Source organism: Phyllobacterium sp. 01N428 (genome assembly GCF_056399405.1).
Window position 1 is genome coordinate 164,292 of sequence record NZ_JBFTRH010000008.1, and the last position, 20,069, is coordinate 184,360.

General features: G+C 56.9%; 16 protein-coding genes. 6 read left to right on the plus strand and 10 right to left on the minus strand.

What is annotated here, in order from left to right; translation table 11 throughout:
* Positions 1-47: 47 nt before the first annotated feature.
* A complete protein-coding gene (locus tag AC1DNI_RS19170; protein ID WP_477693013.1) occupies positions 48-530 on the plus strand; it encodes a CMD domain-containing protein in 483 nt (160 codons plus the stop codon).
* Complete coding sequence (locus AC1DNI_RS19175) at positions 527-1,102, plus strand: peroxidase-related enzyme (RefSeq protein WP_477693014.1); 576 nt, start codon at positions 527-529, stop codon at positions 1,100-1,102. The genes AC1DNI_RS19170 and AC1DNI_RS19175 overlap by 4 nt, the downstream gene beginning before the upstream one ends.
* Positions 1,103-1,332: 230 nt before the next feature.
* On the opposite strand, the gene AC1DNI_RS19180 is transcribed toward AC1DNI_RS19175, so the two are convergent.
* From AC1DNI_RS19180 to AC1DNI_RS19200, 5 genes are all read right to left on the minus strand, one after another.
* A complete protein-coding gene (locus AC1DNI_RS19180; RefSeq protein ID WP_477693015.1) occupies positions 1,333-1,653 on the minus strand; it encodes a hypothetical protein in 321 nt (106 codons plus the stop codon).
* A 532-nt stretch (positions 1,654-2,185) separates the two neighbouring features.
* Positions 2,186-3,355 (minus strand): zinc-dependent alcohol dehydrogenase, encoded by a 1,170-nt coding sequence (locus AC1DNI_RS19185; protein WP_477693016.1) that lies wholly within the window; start codon positions 3,353-3,355, stop codon positions 2,186-2,188.
* 234 nt (positions 3,356-3,589) lie between these two features.
* Complete coding sequence (locus tag AC1DNI_RS19190; RefSeq protein ID WP_477693017.1) at positions 3,590-6,331, minus strand: autotransporter family protein; 2,742 nt, start codon at positions 6,329-6,331, stop codon at positions 3,590-3,592.
* Positions 6,332-6,873: 542 nt separating this feature from the next.
* Positions 6,874-10,260: an autotransporter family protein gene (locus tag AC1DNI_RS19195; protein WP_477693018.1), complete on the minus strand. Its 3,387-nt coding sequence runs from the start codon at positions 10,258-10,260 to the stop codon at positions 6,874-6,876.
* Between the two features lie 29 nt (positions 10,261-10,289).
* Entirely contained in the window at positions 10,290-10,742 is a 453-nt protein-coding gene (locus AC1DNI_RS19200; RefSeq protein WP_477693019.1) for a hypothetical protein, read from the minus strand.
* 482 nt (positions 10,743-11,224) lie between these two features.
* On the opposite strand from AC1DNI_RS19200, the gene AC1DNI_RS19205 reads away from it, so the two are divergent.
* The 4 genes from AC1DNI_RS19205 (at position 11,225) to AC1DNI_RS19220 (ending at position 15,133) form a co-directional block, all read left to right on the plus strand.
* Entirely contained in the window at positions 11,225-12,418 is a 1,194-nt protein-coding gene (locus tag AC1DNI_RS19205) for a M14 family metallopeptidase (protein ID WP_477693020.1), read from the plus strand.
* Between the two features lie 425 nt (positions 12,419-12,843).
* A complete protein-coding gene (locus AC1DNI_RS19210) occupies positions 12,844-13,239 on the plus strand; it encodes a hypothetical protein (RefSeq protein WP_477693021.1) in 396 nt (131 codons plus the stop codon).
* Entirely contained in the window at positions 13,236-14,621 is a 1,386-nt protein-coding gene (locus AC1DNI_RS19215; RefSeq protein ID WP_477693022.1) for an MFS transporter, read from the plus strand. The genes AC1DNI_RS19210 and AC1DNI_RS19215 overlap by 4 nt, the downstream gene beginning before the upstream one ends.
* A gap of 26 nt (positions 14,622-14,647) precedes the next feature.
* Positions 14,648-15,133: a DUF3833 family protein gene (locus AC1DNI_RS19220; protein ID WP_477693023.1), complete on the plus strand. Its 486-nt coding sequence runs from the start codon at positions 14,648-14,650 to the stop codon at positions 15,131-15,133.
* Positions 15,134-15,361: 228 nt separating this feature from the next.
* Here AC1DNI_RS19220 and AC1DNI_RS19225 read toward each other — a convergent pair whose 3' ends face one another.
* The 5 genes from AC1DNI_RS19225 to AC1DNI_RS19245 form a co-directional block, all read right to left on the minus strand.
* Positions 15,362-16,081 carry a hypothetical protein gene (locus tag AC1DNI_RS19225; protein ID WP_477693024.1) on the minus strand — a complete coding sequence of 240 codons (720 nt, stop codon included), beginning with the start codon at positions 16,079-16,081 and terminating at the stop codon, positions 15,362-15,364.
* Positions 16,082-16,537: 456 nt separating this feature from the next.
* Positions 16,538-16,948, minus strand: a complete 411-nt coding sequence (locus AC1DNI_RS19230; RefSeq protein ID WP_477693025.1) for a hypothetical protein — start codon at positions 16,946-16,948, stop codon at positions 16,538-16,540.
* Between the two features lie 11 nt (positions 16,949-16,959).
* Positions 16,960-19,098: a S10 family serine carboxypeptidase-like protein gene (locus AC1DNI_RS19235; protein ID WP_477693026.1), complete on the minus strand. Its 2,139-nt coding sequence runs from the start codon at positions 19,096-19,098 to the stop codon at positions 16,960-16,962.
* A 355-nt stretch (positions 19,099-19,453) separates the two neighbouring features.
* The gene (locus AC1DNI_RS19240) at positions 19,454-19,606 is read right to left on the minus strand and encodes a hypothetical protein (protein WP_477693027.1); all 153 of its coding nucleotides are present in this window, start codon (positions 19,604-19,606) and stop codon (positions 19,454-19,456) included.
* Positions 19,599-19,853 (minus strand): type II toxin-antitoxin system prevent-host-death family antitoxin, encoded by a 255-nt coding sequence (locus AC1DNI_RS19245; protein ID WP_477693028.1) that lies wholly within the window; start codon positions 19,851-19,853, stop codon positions 19,599-19,601. Before AC1DNI_RS19245 ends, AC1DNI_RS19240 begins: the two co-directional genes overlap by 8 nt.
* Positions 19,854-20,069 lie beyond the last annotated feature (216 nt).

The following is a 20,069-nucleotide window of genomic DNA, read 5'->3' on the forward strand; positions in this document are numbered from 1 at the left end:
GGCGCGCCTACCTAGGTTGCACACCACTAAAACCGAGGAGTTTGTTTTTGACACTCATCGAAACCCTAGTCTCCGCACGGCCGGGCTCCGCGCTCGCCCAAGCCATGGAAAAACGCGCTGAGATCTTGCGTCTCAGCCAAGCGGCGCATGACGCCGTCCTTCTGCCGCGTGATCCAGGTGGTCTGGCTCACGGCCTAAGGGCCGCGCTTGCAGCGCGCATGGCGCGTCTTAACCGCAACGAGGCGCTCGCAAGCCACTATGATAGCTTAGTCGCCAGAGCCAACGAACCGGCGACGGCCTTGCTGGCTAGACCCGGCACAAACGCAACGGGCCCGCGTATAGCGGAGATCGTGCGTCATGCGGATCGACTCACGGTCGCACCAAGGGAGGCCACACGGGGCCATGTGGAAGCGCTGCGCGAGGTTGGTGTCTCCGACGCTGACATAGTCCGGCTCTCGGAGCTCGCCGCCTTCGTCAACTATCAGGTGCGGGTCATTGCGGGTATGGCGCTGATCGGAGGAATCCAATGAGCGAGATGGTCCATACCTTCACGACTACCGTACCACGCTGGCAGCCCTACGTTGTTCCGGTTGATATTGCGACTGCCACCGATGAACAGCGTGCGGCAATGCAGGTGACGCCATCCAACAGGGGCATCTCCACCTACGTCCTCACGCTCGCCCACGACCCGGAGTCGCTCGCGGTGCGCTCGCCCCTCTTCAACCTGATCATGTACGGTAAAGACGGGCTGGCAGCGAGCGAGCGTGAACTTGGGGCTGTCGCGGCATCCGTCGTCAACCGCTGCATCTACTGCGCCGCCGTGCATGCCTCACGCTTCAACAACCTGACGAAACGAACGGATGTCATCGAAGCCGTGTTCGCAGACGGCCTCGAGGCAACGCTCGACGAGCACCTCCAGGCAATCTTCGATTTCTCCGCACGACTGTCGACCACCCCTCCCGAGGCGACTTCAGCGGATGTGCAGGCGTTGGCCGACGTCGGGCTCGACGAACTGGAGCGTCTCGACCTTGTCCTGTCCTCTGCCATTTTCGGCTGGGCCAACCGTCTCATGCATACGCTTGGAGAGCCAATGACGGACTGAGACAATCCAAGCGGTGTCCAGCTCCGTGGCAGGTTGTAGCTGGGGCTGGATTCGTTTTGTTTGCAATGTCCGCTTTGCGCCAAGAGTAGACATCTGCGCCGGGTGAGATGAGTGTCCGCTTTGGGGATAGCTGCCGTTTGTTGTCTTCTGCCTGATCTGGTAGCAAGGGTCGAAAGCGTTAGGTAACGAAGTAGGTTCCTTTTGCGCCAGAACTGGCGCGCCTCCTTAGCTCAACCGCCGGTACATTCGGACGGCACGGCCCGGCCAACGCCCCACGATAGCTTCCCCTGCACGATACTCAGCGTCTGTCGGCCATTCGAAAAAGTCGTTCCTTCTGGCCCCATGGAGGGCAGCTCGACCGCTGTCGCACCGTTGACGGATACCGAAGCCCGATCGCCAAGGAGACGTACTGCCAGATGCGTGCCGTCCTCGCACTTGTAGTTGCTGACCGGATAGGGGTTGCCCACGCCCACCGACGCTCCAGGCGGGGATGGCTCATTGCTTACAAGCATCAAGGCGCTGATTGCCGCGATCGATAGATGACCCAACATCGTAGTTCTCCAAACTGGATCGAGAGTAGATGAAATAGAGAATGATGTCTTCTCCGGAGGGACGAGCGGCGCAGAGATTCACCCACGGCCTCACCAAAAAGATCAAGCAACCTACTCGATCGCTCTCTGGCAGTGGCTCAGCCGGTCCTTGCGCCGGCGGGTTGGCGTCGCCTTTCGATCGCCATGGGAAGCGCTACCATCGTCCGCTACGTAGTTTTCTCGCACGCTGGGCTAGTTTCCGCTCGCGATGCAAACGATCTCCACAGCATGGTTTTTACTGGCATCAACGCGAGGCAAAGAAGCTCATGATCGTGCCGATGCGCGAGATCGTGCTCGCGATCGTCAATCGACGATTATGAATCGAACATCTAATCTCGAAGTACGATACAAGCCAGGGGCCGATCCACTGTACGCCAATCCGTCAAAGTACAACGCATGGGGGGTGAAACCGGCGGAAGTGGCGGCTTGCGGTTTGTTTAGTCAAGAAACACGCGCGGGCCCGTCTAGGTCTTCATTATGTGCAGCACTGTAACTATGGACGTAGCACCACCTTGATTACGCCATCCTCTTTGTCGCGGAATTTTTTGTACATTTCAGGCGCATCTTCAAGTGCCGCGGGATGTGTGACGACAAAGCTCGGATCTATTTCGCCAGCCTCGATCTTCTCCAGCAACGGTTTCGTATATTTCTGAACGTGTGTCTGCCCCATCTTGAAGGTCAACCCTTTGTTCATCGCGGCACCAAGTGGAATCTTGTCGCCCATACCGACATACACACCCGGTATCGACACGGTTCCGCCCTTGCGGCAGCTCATGATGGCTTCTCGAAGGACGTGGACCCGATCAGTAGCAAGGTAGGTCGCGGCCTTGACCTTGTCGATTATTGCGTCCGTCGCACCATGGCCGGAAGCCTCGCAGCCGACAGCATCAATACAGCTATCAGGTCCGCGCTTGTCGGTCCTTGCCATCAACTCGTCGTAGACATCCGTTTTCGAAAAATCGATCGTCTCGGCGCCACCCTCTTCGGCCATCGCAAGCCTTTCCGGAACTTCGTCGATCGCAATAACCCGCCCAGCGCCCATCATGAGCGCGGAGCGGATGGCGAACTGACCAACCGGTCCGCATCCCCAGATCGCAACCGTATCACCCGGCTCGATCTGCGCATTTTCAGCGGCCATGTATCCGGTCGGAAAAATATCGGATAAAAACAGGGCCTGTTCATCCGTCACGCTGTCAGGAATCTTGATAGGCCCGATATCTGCCATCGGCACGCGCAGATATTCCGCCTGGCCGCCACTATACCCACCAAGCATGTGACTGAACCCGAATAGGCCGGCGGGCGAGTGCCCCATAGCTTTGACAGCCATTTCAGCGTTGGGATTGGTGCGATCGCAACACGAGAACATTCCATGCTTGCAAAACCAGCATTCGCCGCAGCTGATTGTAAAAGGTACAACAACGCGATCGCCAATTTTCAGATTGGTGACGTCAGAACCAAGTTCAATCACCTCACCCATGTTCTCGTGGCCGAGAATATCGCCTTTTTCCATTGTGGGCTGGTAGCCGTCCAGCAGATGCAGATCGGACCCGCATATCGCACAACAGGTTATCTTGATGATTGCATCGCGAGGATGTTCAATCTTGGGATCGGGAACAGTGTCAATTCGGACATCGCCCTTTCCATGCCAGCAAAGTGCACGCATGTCGGTAGCTCCTGTTTAAGAGCTAACCTTCTCAAACAGAAGTCGTTCCGCCTCGTGATTAATTTTACGCGGCGCTCAGTCACGCCTTGGCGGTCGTTAGCCGGTTGGGAGCCCTTCTTGCTATTCAGTGGAGAGAATCTAAACACCTCCTGCCCGCTCACGACAGCGGCGCATTTGCCTCGCACGTTAGTCTCAACTACATCGAAGGGTGTTGCTATCGACCAGACATCATTTTCACCACTTCACTCTGAAGCCGGCCGTTCCATTCAACGCGTAGCTGTCGCCGAAACTTTCAAGGCTGGTATTGCCGGAGACCTCGCCATAAAGTGAGTATTTGTCGTCGTTCCAGTTGTAGGAACCACCGACGCCGACGCCGCCCCAGAACTTTTCCGGACGCGTCTCGAACCTTGTTCCCGATACGTCGACGTTCGTTTCACCGAGGAACTCGTAGTACAGATTGGCAATGCCGTAGACGTGGCTTCGCTTCGTTTTGCCCGCTTCACCTTTCCAGATTTGATCGCGGTCCGCCGAAATGCCCAGCCGTCCAAGGAGGCTGTCGCCGCTGCCGAGCGAAACATCAGCCCCGAACGGATCGGTGAAGCCATCAAAATCGACATTGGCGTAGACAAGTTGAGCCTGCGGCGTGACTGTCCAGCTATCGCTGACATCGACCTTCTTGCCGGTTTCAACCGACAGGGCATAACCGAAGCCGTCATTGCCGTCGGCAAGATTACGATGGGCGGTGTCGGAATCCAAATCACTGTTGAACCACGTCAGCGAGGCCTGACCGTCGACATAAAATCCGTTCTGACCCAGCCACGCCAAAGTACCGCCGAAGCCATAGCCGTCAGTATCGATGCTGCCTTCGCCATAGATGGAACTGACGTCACTATTGGCCTGACCGTAGTGGAGGGTGAGGCCGCCAATAAGGCGGCTGCCGTCGGTCGCTTCGTATAGCAACCCGTCAAACCCTGCCTGCAGTTTCCAGAGATTGGTATCATAGTCGGTGCCGCTGGTGCTCTCGGCCGGTTCGATGCTGAGGTGCGATCCTTCAAGCCGTGTCCATATGCCGTTGCCTTCGATGACATTCTGGCCACCAAGTCCATAATACTGCGCCTGTTCTGCGGTGACCTTGCAGCGATAGTTCTGATCGGGATCCTTGCAGAATACCTCCTCCACCGGGGCCGGCTCCTGCCAGTAGCGGTTGCCGACGCGCTGCTGCATGGTCGGGACGCCACCCAGCGCCAGAAGGTTCTGCGCATAGGCTTCGTAGAGCGGCACGCCCGCCTGATAGAGCGGGTCTGGCGGCGGGGTTGGGCCTGGAGGTGTGGGTCCCGGAGGGGTCGGTGTCGGTTCCAGCTGGGAGCGCAAATACCAGTTGTTGTCTGTCGCGTTGGCTCCCACGCCGCCATAATTGAGCGTATAGGCAAAGGCTCCGCCGACAACCGCCTGTCGGCCTTGCGGTGTCACGTAGTCCCCAATGAGATTGAAAGCCGTGGGTGTCGAGGTCGCGCCGTTGATGGTGTCAACGACGAGGATGCCATCGGCTACCGTCAGCGCGCCGGGACCTGTGGTGTTTCTGACGATGACACCTGTGGTGCCTGTTGCCGTGCCCCCGTCAATGATCAGCCGGTCGGAGGGCGATCCGTCCGCGCCCAAATAGGTGTTGAAGGCGATCTGCCCTCCTTCGCCTACATAGTTGACCGCCGTGAGCGTCTTATAGCTCGACAAAAGGGTGGGATCGCCGACGGGCGGCGAAAAGTCGATGAGGCTCGGATCGTTGATCAGGTTCGTCAGATTGGAGTTTCCAGTAAGATGCCACTTAGTGTCGATAAGGGTAACATTGGCAATGTTTCCAGGTTCTGTGATGGCCGCCCCTGTCAGGTCCGAATTGGTCGCGGTAATCTCGGCGATACCCGCAGCCCCTGCTTGGAGCGCGGGCGGAGCGGCACTGCCGACACTGACGACGTTACCTAAATCATCAACATTCTGGAGGTCGAGGGTCCGCGAAGGAAGGGCCCTGGAGGGCGTGGAGTTGCCGACCTGCAACCAGTTCGGTCCCTGTACGGTGGTCCCGTCAAGTGTCAACAAGCCTGTGCCGCCGGCGACCTGAATGGCCGGACCCACATTGCTGATGATGGTCCCGCCTGTAAACGACGCCGTCTGGGTGGTGGTCGCATCTCCAATGAGCAGCAGTCCCGCCGCAGTAGCGCCTTGCGCCAGAACGTCCGTGTCGGTTGACGTCGCCGATGCACCTAATGCGACGACGATGCCGTGCCCTCCGGTACCGCTGGTTGTTACCGTCGAGTTTGTCGTAACGACACTGCTGTCCACGTCCTCCACCAGAATGCCAAATGCGTCGGTACCGCTCGTTTCGATATCAGTGTTTCCAAGACGCGCATGTCCTTGGGCTATATAGACGCCGTTGCTCCGATCACCCGATGTGCCGATCGACGAACGCGATCCGTTGGCGTCCGCTTCGATGATCAGCCGGTCGATGTCGGGATTGCCTATAAGCAACGCACCATTACTGTCGTTGCCCGAGGTTGTTATTGTTGTTGTACCCAGGAGTTCGGTCCGACCTGTGAGGATTGTATAAAGTCCGTCCGATGAGTTGTTGGATCGTGTGGTGATCGCGACGAGTGATCCTGGATCAGATGTAAAGATCCCGCCCAATGTGCTGTTCACGTGGTAGGAAACGAGGATTCCTCTGGCGAAACGGCCTCCACCGGCGACGTCGACCAGCAACTGACTGCCCGAATCAAGATGGAGCGATCCGGCACCACTCATGGTGACCCCTTGGAACGCAGTGCCCCCACCCTGCGGTACGGCATGGATGTCGACGACCGATCCGTCCTGCAACACCATTGTATTGTTGCGTGCCGGAAAAGCCTGGTCGACCGGTCCGAGATTAATGCCGAGGTAGGCATTGATGTTCGTCGTCGATCCCGGCGAAAAGACCGCGTGTGCCCCCACGCCGTTGCCGAGAAAAATTCCCGAGCTTTGGTTGCCGTTTGTTGAAATATTCGTGGTCACTCCCGGACCGAACGTAAGCGTTGAGCCCGTGATAACTACGGTTCCGTCTGTCGCAGCCCAAATTCCGTGACCATTGAAACCATTTCCATTGATAGTAATGGGGCCGCTTTGAAGACCGAGCGTGTCGTTTCGGGAGAGCTTAAGTGCGACGCCCGTTGTCCCGGTCACGGTGTCGTTGCTATTAAGGGTGAAAGACGAGTTCTGAGGAACCACAACATTCGTGTAATCGATGGCGACCGACGGTCGTGCTGCAAACAAAACCAGCGCCATAGCCGTCCCGGTGGCCAGAGCTACCTTTCGAGAATTCGTGAACGCGCCGCCAGCTTGTTTTGAAAAGTCACATGAGTTCACCTTCATGCTTATCCTCCAGTGTCCAATACAATCTCGCCGACATCAGGATGTTAATCGCCACTCCGCAGCCATGTCTCGTACGTCTGTTGTTAACGCAGTTACGATTGGACCTCGGTTGGCCATGTCCGGTCCTACCATTTCACCCGGAAACCGGCCGTTCCGTTTAAGGCATAGCTGTCGCCAAAGCTTTCAAGGCTGGTATTGGCGGAGACCTCGCCATAAAGTGAGTATTTGTCGTCGTTCCAGTTGTAGGAACCACCGACGCCGATGCCGCCCCAGAACTTTTCCGGACGCGTCTCGAACCTTGTTCCCGATACGTCGACGTTCGTTTCACCGAGGAATTCGTAGTAGAGATTGGCAATGCCGTAGACGTGGCTGCGCTTCATTTTGCCCGCCTCGTCTTTCCAAATTTGATCGCGGTCCGCCGAAATGCCGAGCCGCCCAAGCAGGCTCTCGCCGCTGCCCAACGAAACATCAGCCCCGAACGGATCGGTGAAGTCATCAAAGTCGACATTGGCATAGACAAGTTGCGCTTGCGGCGTGACTGTCCAGCTCTCGCTGACATCGACCTTCTTGCCGGTTTCAACCGACAGCGCATAACCGAAGCCGTCATTGCCGTCGGCAAGATTACGATGGGCGGTGTCGGAATCGAGATCGCTGTTGAACCAGGTCAGCGAGGCCTGACCGTCGACATAAAATCCGTTTTGCGATAGCCACGTCAAAGTACCGCCAAAACCATAGCCGTCTGTGTCGATGCTGCCCTCGCCATAGATGGAACTGACGTCGCTATTGGCCTGACCGTAGTGGAGAGTGACACCGCCAATAAGGCGGCTGCCGTCCGTCGCTTCGTATAGCAACCCGTCAAACCCTGCCTGCAGCTTCCAAAGATTGGTGTCGTAGTCGGTGCCGCTGGTGCTCTCCGCCGGATCGATGTTGAGGTGCGATCCTTCAAGCCGTGTCCACATGCCGTTGCCTTCGATGACATTCTGGCCACCAAGTCCATAATACTGCGCCTGTTCCGCGGTGACCTTGCAGCGATAGTTCTGATCGGGATCCTTACAGAATACCTCTCCCACCGGGGCCGGCTCCTGCCAGTAGCGGTTGCCGACACGCTGCTGCATGGTCGGCAAGCCGCCCAGTGCCAAAAGGTTTTGTGCATAGGCTTCGTAGAGCGGCACGCCAGCCTGGTACAACGGCACCGGTGGATCGGGTGTCGGTCCAGGTGGCGTCGGCTCAAGGACGGAGCGGAGATACCAGTTGTTGTCGGCGACGTTGGCACCAACGCCGCCATAGTTGAGTGTATAGGCGTAGGCACCGCCGACAACCGCCTGCTCGCCCTGCCTGGTGACGTAATCGCCGATAAGGGAAAAGGCAGTTGGTGTCGAGGTCGCGCCGTTGATGGTATCAACGATTAGGATGCCATCGGCTACCGTCAGCGCGCCCGGACCCGTGGTGTTCCTGACGATCACCCCGGTGCTGCCTGTTGCTGTGCCGCCATCGATGATCAGGATGTCCGAGGGTGAGCCATCCGCGCCGAGATAGGTGTTGAAGGCGATCTGGCCGTCCTCGCCGACATAGTTGACCGTTGTCAGCGTCTTATAGCTGGACAAGAGGGTGGTATCGCCGACCGGCGGCGAAAAGTCGATGAGGCTCGGATCGTTAAGCAGAAAAGTCACGTTGGAATTGCCCGTGACGTTCCAAAGACTGTTGTTGCGCATAATCACATTGGAGACGCTGCCGGGAGCGGTGAAAGCCGACCCCGTCACCGTGGAACCGTCGAGGAGAATATTGGCAAGACCCGGGATCGCAGCAGGCGCGGCGGGAGCGGGAAAAGCACCCAGCGGCGGCGGCAAGGGCGAGTCAGGATCGAGCGGGTCTGGTATTCCGGTCAGAGGAGGCTCAGGCGCTGCGAGCAGAGGAAAGTCGTCGATCGTACCCACTCGCAGCCATTCGCCACTGCCGCCAGCAACCGAGCCGGTCAGGGAGGCATCTCCCACACCAGCCACGCCAATCGTGGGCCCGCTGACATTGCGCAATTGGCTGTTTGTAAAGATCGCTGTCGACACAGGGGCTGCTTCGCCAACCAGGAACAGCGCGGCAGCATCGGCCCCGATCGCGGTCACGCTTGCATTGTTGCCCACGATAAGGCCGCCGGCTTGCGCCACCGATCCGTGCGCGACTGCGCCTGTGGCGAGAACCGAGGTATCGTTCATGGTAACCGAAGTCGGATTATCGCGCGACAACGCACCATGTGCGCCCGCGCCCTCGGTCAAAATGGTACTTCGGTTGGCGATCACGGCGGCTTCACCCCGGCCCGAGATCGGGCGGGTCCCATAGTCGCCGAGCGTTGCGCGCAAACCAACAGCTCCGCCGCCATGAGTTGTTATGCTGCTGTCATTGACAGTGAGTGTAGCCTTCTCCACCGCGACGTCATTGCGCGCCTGCGCTGCTGCGCCATGCGCGAATTCGCCGGACGTATCGACAGTTACAGCGCTCGCCGTCAGGTTTGCCGGAAACTGCGCGCCGACCTGTTCGGTGATCGAGTACAGGCCAATACTGCGGAAGCCGAGTGTCGTGATCTGATTTCCGGTCAGGAACATCGTGCCGCCGTCGTCGGCAACCGCGCCCATCGCGGTAATGCCGGTGGTCAGGACCGTGGTGTCCGTTGAAGTTAGAATGCCGCCCGGGTTGCGCGCGCCGAGTGCATGCGGGAAAGAGGCTTGCCTGACCGCATTTCCGGTTGTTGTGACTGTCCCGCCATTAAGAGTGATCTGACCGCCAAGATCGGCAAGCACGCCCATGGCATTGTCCGGCCCGGAGGTCGTTACCGCCACATCGGTGGCCGAAATGGTTCCGTTGGCGGCGTACAGGCCGGGAGAATCGCGACCTGCCGTCGCCGCCGAGCCCCCGACCATCGTGGCGGCCCCTCCGGATTGCACCCGCAACCCGTAGCCTATTACCGCCGGTGACGTACTGCCCTGAATCGAAGTATCGGTCAGATTGATCGTCGAACCCGCATCTTGCACAAGGACGCCGTGCTGGTTGCTAGAAACCAGGCTGCTGCTGGTGAAGCTTGCCTGACCGCCGTTAAAGATGAACACTGCCGGGGCGCGGGTGCCGGTGACCGTAATATTGGAATTCGAAACGATTGCTTGCGAGCCCGCGTCCTGAACCGAGATCCCCACGCCCCGAAGTCCCGTTGCGTTGATCGTCACACCCCCGAGTTGAACAATGCCGCCAGATAGCGCCCGCGCCGCCGACGACGGATCCGTGTCGGCGACTGCTGTACTGCTCGTCTCAATGGTGGAGCTGACAAGAGAGACCTTGCCGCCGTTTTCCGCCCGCGCGCCGCTGGCCATCAGGCCGGAGGTGTTGACAGCAATTCCGGTGCCGTTGATCTCGCTGCCGGCACCCGTCGCAAACAGGGCATGACTTCCGGCAACCGTGGCTGAACCGACGCCGGTTGTCGAGACCTGGGCGGCGTTGCCGAGGGTGACGACGCCCCCGTTTTGCGCCAAGACACCGTACGAGGTCCTGGATCGCGTCGCTATCTTCCACCGAGAAAGCTGACCGTGCTTCCCGTTCCTGTTGCAACCACGCCGTGATTGTTGATGCCCGCTGCTCCGCCCAGCATCGTAATCGGTGTGTTAGTAAGAAAGAGGGCAGCACCGCCCTCTGCGACAGCCCCGGTCATGCCGTTGGCCGTCGTCGTTCCGTTGGCCGGCCCCATTGTAATCGACGATCCGGAAGCATTGATCGTGCTGCCGCTGCCCAAAGCACGCAATCCGATCTGCCCCGCCGACGTCGCCGTGGTTGTCGCGGTGGTAACGAGCGTACTGCCATTGAAAACGATCGATGCAGCGGCCTGGGCCAAGGCTCCCGTTGTGGTTGCGGCCCCGAGGTTCACTGTGACGCCGTTGCTGGTGATCTCTGCTCCCGCAGATGCATTCTCACCGACGCTGTTGGCTGGCGCGACGGTGATTGTCGTTCCGGGTGGCACCGTGCATTCCGTTCCGGACGCGGTTACAGGAGTAGGACAGGTTGTCTGGGCGAAGCTCACGGGGATGGCCAGCGCGGTCATAATAAAAGTTAGAGCGGCTGGCAGCCAACAGTAGTTCAGGCGGCCCCTCGGCAAGGTTTTAAGCGCTTGGGTCATGCTCATCGCGTCCTCCCCCCGAGGTACCAAACGATTCCGACCAAAATAGATAATGATTGAATTTCAGCGATCAGTCAAAATTATTAGGCATACGATACAATTGATGTAGCGCAATCCTTCCGCAAAGCGCCGGGCGCCAGTCAATTTGGTTGGCTGTTCTTTCTTATTGTGCCCGCTCCACCAACTGCTTGGGCCCTCCCGCACAGCCCCACAGAAATAGCAACTTTGCGAGTAGCTGGTTGTGGTCTAGGTTGCTGAAGATACCTGTGACCACGTGTACGTAGTTGTTCTTACGCAGTTTCTCAGATGACAAAGGACGATTCCTCATGTCGGACAAATCGAAAGGCCGCCTCGATCGCCGCGATTTCATGATCGCATCCATTGCCACAGTCGGCGCGTCGGCTGCGCTCGCCGGCAACGCTGGCACTGCGAATGCTCAAGCCCAAGCGACACCCCCTGCCAATCCGACATCCGGAACCGTCTACGCTGGCGATGTTATCGAAGGCAAAAAGGTCGTCAGTTCGCTCGACGTCAATGACCTGGAGCCAGGCAAGAAGCACCTTTTATATTTTCAGGGCGTTGAGATGCCGACTGGACAGCATTGGTATGTGTCTGTGACGGTGGCCAAGGGAGCAAAACCCGGGAAGCGCGGCATCCTGACAAGTGGCGTGCACGGGGATGAGATGAGTTCTGTGCATACGGTCCAGACAGTGATGAACCAGCTCAATCCTGCGGAAATGTCGGGTACCGTGATGGCGGTCACAGATATCTCCCGCCCCGCCCTCGAAAGCATGCAGCGGAGATGGCCTAATCAGGGCAGGGGCATCGATCTCATCGATATGAATCGCGAGTGGCCCGGCAACGAGAACGGCGCCACCGCACCCAGCCGGCACGCCGGGCTTTTGTTCAACCGGCTGTTGCGGCCGAATGCCGACTTCGCGATCGATTTCCACACCGGAACAACTGGATTTGAAGTCACTGCATTTAACCTCGGCGGCATGGATGTGCCGGAGGTCAAGGCGATGGTGGAGCTCTATCCCGTCGGTCAGATTTTCGACAATCACGTTTATCCCGGCGTTCTGCACAACGCGTTCATGGACGTGGGCATTCCGTCGTTTACGCCGGAAATCGGTGCTGCGCGCCACCTCGATATCGAGATGAGCTCCCTCTTCGTCGAAGGGACGATGAACGTCCTCAAGCATCATGGCATCATCGCCGGGCCAATGGGGCGTACAGGCAAGGACGTGACTGTCTTTGTCGGTAACAGCGCCTTCCCGGTCCTGGCGACCGCAGGCGGACTAGTTGAGCATTTGGTCAAACTTAACGACAAAGTTGAAGCCGGACAAAAAGTTGCCATCCAGCGCAATAGCTTCGGCGAGATTGTTGCGGAGTATACGAGCAGCGTTGCCGGGGAGGTAACAGGCCAGCGCAGCGATGCAATGTCAGAGCCCGGAAACCCCTTGGTATTCATTCTTTTCAATAAGTCGGTGCCCGAGGGCGTTGAGTCCTATCCCGAGTAATCGAGCCGGTCGGCAAGTTACCTTGCGTATAGTCAACTATGACGTGCCACCTTCCGCTTTCCCCAACAATGCCCCAATCCCGAGCACGGGCAGATCTTTCGCAATAAAAGTCAATTCGTTGACGGCATCGGAAATTCGCCCATTCCATTTGAGCGAGGCCGATCCATTGCAAAAGCCTTTCGCTCCATGGGAGCTGATGTTTACGCAGTCATTTTCGAAACCTAAAGCACGGTTGCACACCGACAATATCACGCAGGTCTAAAATTACTGTTGAATTAAAAGACTTAGAAAATCCTGCTTAAGGGTAATCCAACACTTGTGTCGCGACGTAATTAAAGCGTTCGAAATCAGCGTGGCCCAAATACTTTGGACAATGCCGATGACTACACCCGTACCCAATTCGTCGCTGCTGAAGGGTTTTGCAAATGGTTGTACGTCTCAAAACTTCTGTTCTCCCGTCGGCGCTTATCGTCTTGGCGCTGGTCCATCCGACATGGGCACAAAGCTTGTCCGGAGCCGACATCAGAGAGCTGATTAGCGGCCAAAGAGTTTATCTTTCAACACCGTTTGGAGTCGAGCTTCCGCTGATTTATCAATCCAACGGAACAGTCATCGGCAACATTTCAGGGATAACGATTGCACGGATGTTCGCGCCGCGGGAAGCGGGAAAATGGTGGATCCAAGGCAATGTGCTGTGCCAGAAATGGCCGACATGGTACGACGGAAAGCAATTCTGTTTTGCAGTGCGCAAGATCGGCATCAATAGGATTGCGTGGCTGCGGGACGACGGGACGGCCGGCACAGCCCGCATAGGCGGATGACAAATTCATTGAGGCCGTTAGCACTGGGTCGGTACATCGCCTATGCCTTGCCGGCCATTCCCATCGCCGCTCTTACACTGCCGCTCTATATCATTGTGCCCACGTTTTACAGCGAGGTTACGGGCATATCCCTTGCGACGCTCGGTTCGGTGCTGCTTCTAATACGGCTCTTCGATGCTGCAAGCGATCCAATCATCGGGTGGTTTTCGGATCGCTATACCCCGGCTTTCGGGCGAAGGCGCAGCCTGTTTGTCCTGTCGATACCCGTTACCACAACCGCAGCGCTCATGGTCTTCTGGCCGCCGACAGACGCCGGCGTGTACTATCTGTTCGGGTGGGGCATCGTTCTGTCGGTTGGACATACCGCCACAATCCTTCCCTATACGGCTTGGGGCGCCGAACTCGCAACCGATTACAGCGGCCGCTCGACAGTTGCCGCGTTTCGTGAAAGCGCGACACTCGCCGGCACCTTGCTCGCGATAGTGTTACCCTTCGCCGTCGGGCTCGATCCCACCCTCACCTTCCACGGACTTGCGGCTGTCGGGGTCCTCGTCGCGGTGTTGCTACCGGTTGCCGGCTTAATTGCGGTGTGGTGCGTGGCCGAGCCGCGCAATCGATCCACAAGAAGCGTGACCTTGATGCAAGGCGTGCAAGCGCTAATCGGCAACTATGCATTCCTGCGCCTCCTGCTGGCATTCGTCCTCAATGGTCTTGCCAACGCCATTCCCGCCACCCTGTTTCTCTATTTCGTATCGGACCGCCTGGACGCACCGAGTATGCGCGGTCCGTTGCTTTTTCTGTATTTTATCTGCGGGATTGTGGGCGTCCCGCTTGCCGCATGGGCGGCAAAGATCGTCGGCAAACATAGGGCATGGTGTTATGCCATGGGCGTCGCATGTCTGGTGTTTACCTTCAGCGGCTTTCTTGACCGGGGAGATGTCGGCCCATTTGCGATAATTTGCGGCTTCACCGGACTGCTTCTCGGATTTGACCTCGCCCTGCCCGCTTCGATCCAGGCGGACGTCGTTGACATCGATACAGCCACCTCCGGCAGTCAAAGGACGGGGATATATTTTGCGGCCTGGAGTCTGGCCACCAAGTTTTCACTGGCTCTTGCGGTCGGGCTGGTGTTTCCGATCCTGCAGTGGTCCGGTTTTAATGCACAGGCTCAGGGCCAATCCGGGGCATTCGCTCTTGATGTGTTGAGCATGCTCTATGCTTGGCTACCGATCGCCTTCAAACTGGCAGCGATCGGCATCATGTGGAACTTCCCGCTTGACGAGGCAGCTCAGCACAAGCTGCGCCAGAACATCGAACGATCCCAGAAATCGCGCTCGTCATCCAAAACCGAGCGCTTTGCGTATACAGACGTATCCGAATAGCGAAGGAGAAAACCTTGCGCCAGTGTTTGACGATTGCCATTGCCTTCATTGCCAGCAGCCTTCTCACCGCCGCTTCGGCAAACGACCTTGTGCTGGAGAAGTACTTCACCGGGCATACTCGCGCGGACGGACAATTCAGTGCCATCAACGGCGTTAAAAAAAGCTTCAAAGTTCGGCTGACCGGCCGGTGGAACGGCAAGCGTCTGCTTCTCCGAGAGGATTTCACCTATGCGGACGGTCAGACGGACCGCAAGACCTGGCAATTCGTCAAGACAAGCCCCACGACATACCTTGGCACCCGAGAAGACGTGGTCGGGCGTGCGCTTGTAAGCGTGAACGGTGACACGGCGCGCTTCAGCTACGACGTCTATCTTGACGGCAACACCCGTAAAAATCGCGTCCGGTTTCATGACAAGATGACGTTGCAAAGCAATGGGTTGTTGATCAACGATGCATGGGTGAGCAAGTACGGGTTTCCGGTGGCGCGAACCCACGTCGAATTTCGCAAGTGAGGCCCGCGCGTTCTTTGTCTTCCAATTGCCGGCGACATCAATGAATAGCCTTCGAGAAAATTATAACGCGGTCGTCATAGGCTCATCTGCGGCTGGTCTTGATACTCGATCCTATGACATTCTCGGCTGGTATCCCATAGGGGATTTTAATGGGGTGGAGCGCGGGCGAATTTCGCGGGGATAGCGCGGCGATAAGCTCGCCGTGTGGCAGTTTCCTGCGAGTAGTGGTCACTGCCACTCAGCCGGTATCTCGCGCTTGTAAATTGTCCGGAAGAGGGTTGCGGCCTGCGCCCTGGCGGCTGCCATCCCCGGCGCGCCGATTTGATCTATGCACAACTTGAGGAAGACTGTGTCTGATTCCCTCGAGCTTCCCGACGCCAGGATGACGATCCGCCAGGCGCAGCCAAGGACCGGGTTCTTGCCTATTGCATTGCGGCAGCCAGAATAAATGCAATAGGAGACGTTCCTCTGGGCATCGTTGTCCTTGTTGTAAGCGGCCTTGTGATATTTCAACACATTAGCCTGGAGTAATAGGCACTGGATTCCATCGCCACAAAAACCCAGCGGAAGAACATAGCCGTCGGGCATGGCTTCTCCCTTGTGTTTTGCAATAAAGGCGTTGATCTCTTCCATACTGTTGAAATCAGTGGGGGAAATGTCAGGGCAAGCAAGAAAACAAATATAGAACCATAACGCATGGGAACCCCAAGAATCAAACTGATCTAAAAATCGAAACAAGAAAATGAAGGCGGCGGCAATTAGAGTTAATTTGTCTTTGAAATTGCCCCATCTTTCAAGCGCGTGACAGCGAAAATATCGTTTGCCCCCGATCGTCCGCTGGAAGTTGGTGTCCGCCCCTCCCTGCCGCGCATCACGCCTCCTCAACATCGGCGACCAAATCCGGCGAAAGGCCATGGGGAGATATTGCAATCCGCCTATCGAACTCATTCCGGCCCAGCGTGACGGTGCAAGTCAAAGACGGCGAGTTGGTCCACGGGTCAAATATCGCCTTGCCGGCACGCGGCTCATGAAACGGATGGCGAGAATGACGGCCTTTTCTATTAGCTGGTTCGTGAACTCTCAGGCGCCGCGAACGCCATGACGACCAGATGGTCCGGCGCGAGGAACATTGTGTGCACCCGGTAGCGGTCGCGAAACCTGACGTTGGCAAATCGCCAAGGCGACAGGGGCGGATCACGGTCTAGCAGCCCGGCAGCAAACAACCGCGGGCGGCTCGATGCCGCCCGCGGTTTGCCGGGACAATCTCCAGAGAGAAGAAACATTAATAGATGCGCGCTAGCGCGTGTGATCAATCCACCCGTCTTCTGCTTTATCCGTGCCCCAGATGCCCGCGGATATCTACCGTTGAACGATAGATATCGCTATTTCCAGCTGACGATTTCCTTATTCGATTTTCTGAATCGTCTGCTTTTGCTGTTGTTGCATTTTGCGCGCCTGCATCAGCTTTTGCGGGCTGCGCGCAGCGGCGAAAAGCTGCAGATCGTCGAATTTGATAAATCCGTCCTTGTCACGGTCGATGCTACTGAAATTGTCGCTGACAAATCCCCATCCGGCAGCCTTGGCCTGCGCCTGTGACAGGAGCCTGCCTTCTCCTCCCGCCGCCTTGGCAAAGCGACCGCGCAATTGCTTGGTCACTGCGGCAGTGACCGTTTGCTCCGTCTGTGGCGGCGCCACCGTGAGACCGGCGCTTTCCGGTGGGCGCGGTAGCTCATCGAAAGCCGCGGCCAGATTAATGCCGGTGAGCAGCGATACGATGACAAGAGATGATACATGGAATAATCTGTTGGTCTTCATCATAATCCCCTTTACCGCATGGCCTGGACAGCGGTGGCAACGGCTGCAGAGGTCGATGAATCGGCTCCGTTGACATATTCTTCCGCCGGTGTCGTATAGAATTTGTTGATTGTCTCCTTCAGGGGCGCCCGCGATGCTTCGGTATTATAAGTCATATGGCCGCCTTCGAACCATTTGACCGGAATGCGTTCCTTAAGATTGGCGCGCTCCAGATCAAGCTCCGTCTGAAAGCCGGGTGTGGCTATATCCTCATAGCCGTGCAGGACCAGCATCTTTGCATTCGGATTGGCTGTCAGCACACTTTGAATGTCGGTCACACTTTGCGGGAACCCTTTTCCGGCGTCTGCACGCGCCCACTTCCAAAACACAATACTGAAGATGTTTAACGGCTCATAACGTGTTTCCGTCTTGTAATTCGTAAAATCGGGGAAATATGTTAGTAACTGACTGGCGAAAGCCTCGTCGAGATAGGCATCGGCATCAAAATAATTGCCTTTCGGAACCATCATACGCGCATCGTAGCGACCGAGTATAAAGCCTGGAATCAAATTTTCTCGAAAATCTTCGGGTACATACGTGAGATTGTCGACCGTAGGCTCAAGTGGAATCCCGATATAAGAGCTTAACGTAGTGAGATAAGATGTGCCCTCATCAGTAAGAGCCGGTGATCGCAAGGAGGTGTCGATCATGTTCTCGTATTCGTCGTTCGCTTTGCGTGCGAACTGGCGCAGCTCATCCAGATATTGTTCCTGGCTTTTGTTGCCGCGTTTGGTCGACTTCTTCAATGCATCAGCCGTCATCGCATACGAAGGAAAGTAGCCGGCGCAAGACCTATATTTTATATAACTCCCCGCGAGAGCAGCCATAACTGGATTTTTCGCCATACTACAGTTTGAATTGTAGTCGACCAAAGGCGAGTTGAGAATGAAACCGTTCAGGACCTGAGCCGGCTTGCCGGAAGGGTCTGTCGCATAACCGCTCGTGCCGGCCTGTTCAAGCAGATTGGCCACGATGGGCGTGCGAATGCCGCCATAGGATTCCCCGTAGAGATATTTGGGCGAACTTTGCCGGTTATATGTGTTGATATAGCTGGTGATAAAATTGGCCACAACCGAGGCATCGATATCGGTACCCCACAGGTCGCGATTTTCGAGAGGGGCGATTGCTGTCGAAAAACCGGTGCCTGGAGGATCGACAAAGACAATGTCCGATACTTCGAGCAGCGAGACGTCATTGTCGACAAAGGGAAAACTTTCCGGCATTATGGTTCTATCGGGCATGTTGGGCGCATCCGATTTCAGCCGCTTTGGTCCCCACGATCCCAGATGCAGCCAGATCGAAGACGAACCTGGCCCGCCATTCCATATAAAGGTTACCGGCCGCTTGCCCTTGTCCAAGCCATCACGTGTGTAGGCCGTGTAGAAAATGGCGGCTTGCGGCACTTTGCCTGGCTCAACGGTTCCATCCGGAAGCGTGGTAGCGCTCTCGCCCGTCTGATCAACCTCATAGGCAATCAGATGCCCCGCCCGCGCAACAAAGGGCACATCCTGACCATTGATATTGATGACATGCCGTTTGACCGATGCCTCTTCCGTCACGTCGGCAAGTCCGATCTGTCCTAGAAAACTCGTCTGATATGTATTGGGGTCTTCGAACACCTTGTCGGCGGGCGCCAGCCGTTCAAATGCAGCCGTTTCCGTCTCTTCCGATGGAACGGTAACAACCGCAGGAACCGCAGTAGATACGCCCTGCGTACCTCGCGCCGAAGTCTCGGCCATCACCCGTGAGGCAGGCGTTTCAAATGCAGCCGTTTCCGTCGCTTCCGGTGGAACGGCAACAACCGCAGGAACCGCAGTAGATAAGCCTTGCGTGCCTCGCGCCGAAGTCTCGGCTACCACCCGTGCGGCAGGCGTTTCAAATGCAGCCGTTTCCGTCGCTTCCGGTGGAACGGCAACAACCGCAGTAGATACACCCTGTGTACCTTGCGCCGAAGTCTCGGCCACGGGTGCGGCAGGCGTTTCAGATGTCGAGATAGCGGCAGGCGTTTCAAACGTCGAGGTGGTGGAAGGCGGAGCCTTTGCAGATTTTTCGTCATCGTTGCAGGCTGCCAGCAACGCGAGTGCGCTAACGGCAAACAATTTAAATTTCATGAATATATTCCTCTTTTAAAAAAGCTACCAGGCGGGCGCCGAAGATAGCGGGGAGAAATTGAAATCAATCAAAAAAATGTCATTTGTCTTACGTCCCACACGTCCCACAAAAAAGTAAGTTACGCAATATCAAACTTCCAATTAAGTTTTTGATTTCAGCATTTTACAGTGATGTGGCCTAGCGACCTTTGTTAGATCGAATTGAAACGAGCGCTCGGCTATGTCGTAGTTACATTCGTGAAGCGCAATCCCGCCGCGCTTGTGATCGCGCACCCGTCGCGGCGAAGTTCCAGGGTCGGGATTTCGAGGGCAACTTGGTCCCTATGCGGCGGCGTTCCTGAAATCGGCAAATAGATCATGTGATGAACCGCCTGCCGGTCATCCCAAATCTATAGCGCAAGCAGACCGGCCGGTGTTTCTCGGCATGCTCGCGGCCTTTCTCGGCCTGCCAGCGCCAAAGATAGGGATATTCGACAATGGTGCCGGAGGGATAGCGCGGCTCAGTCATGATCGTTTGCTAGCTCGGTGTCGAACCGGTCGAGTTCGTCAAGGATCATGGTGCGCAGTTCGGGCGGCGTTTCGTCGATGTCGTAGGCGCGGCGAGGATCGTTGCTCTGCATCAACTTTTCAAAGGTCTCGACAGAGACGACAACGACGCTTTCGCGTCCGTGCTTGGTCAGGATGACTGGCTCTTTTCGCGCCTGATCGTGGAACCGGCCAAAATGGCGGATGAATTCGGCGATGGTGACTTTCATCGTAATGGGGCGAACCTTTCCTGAATAACTCGTATTATACATATAATTCAGTGTTAGCCAGTAAAGTGAAGAGAGGCTTCTGCCTACCCGCCACTGGCCGGCCCCAAGGTGCACTTTCCTGTCTGGCTCGCGGCTTGACAAACTTTCTCGGGTAATCACGAACGGGATGCGGCCACGTGCACCGTGTGCTATGGGTCTATCAATACGGGGCCAGAA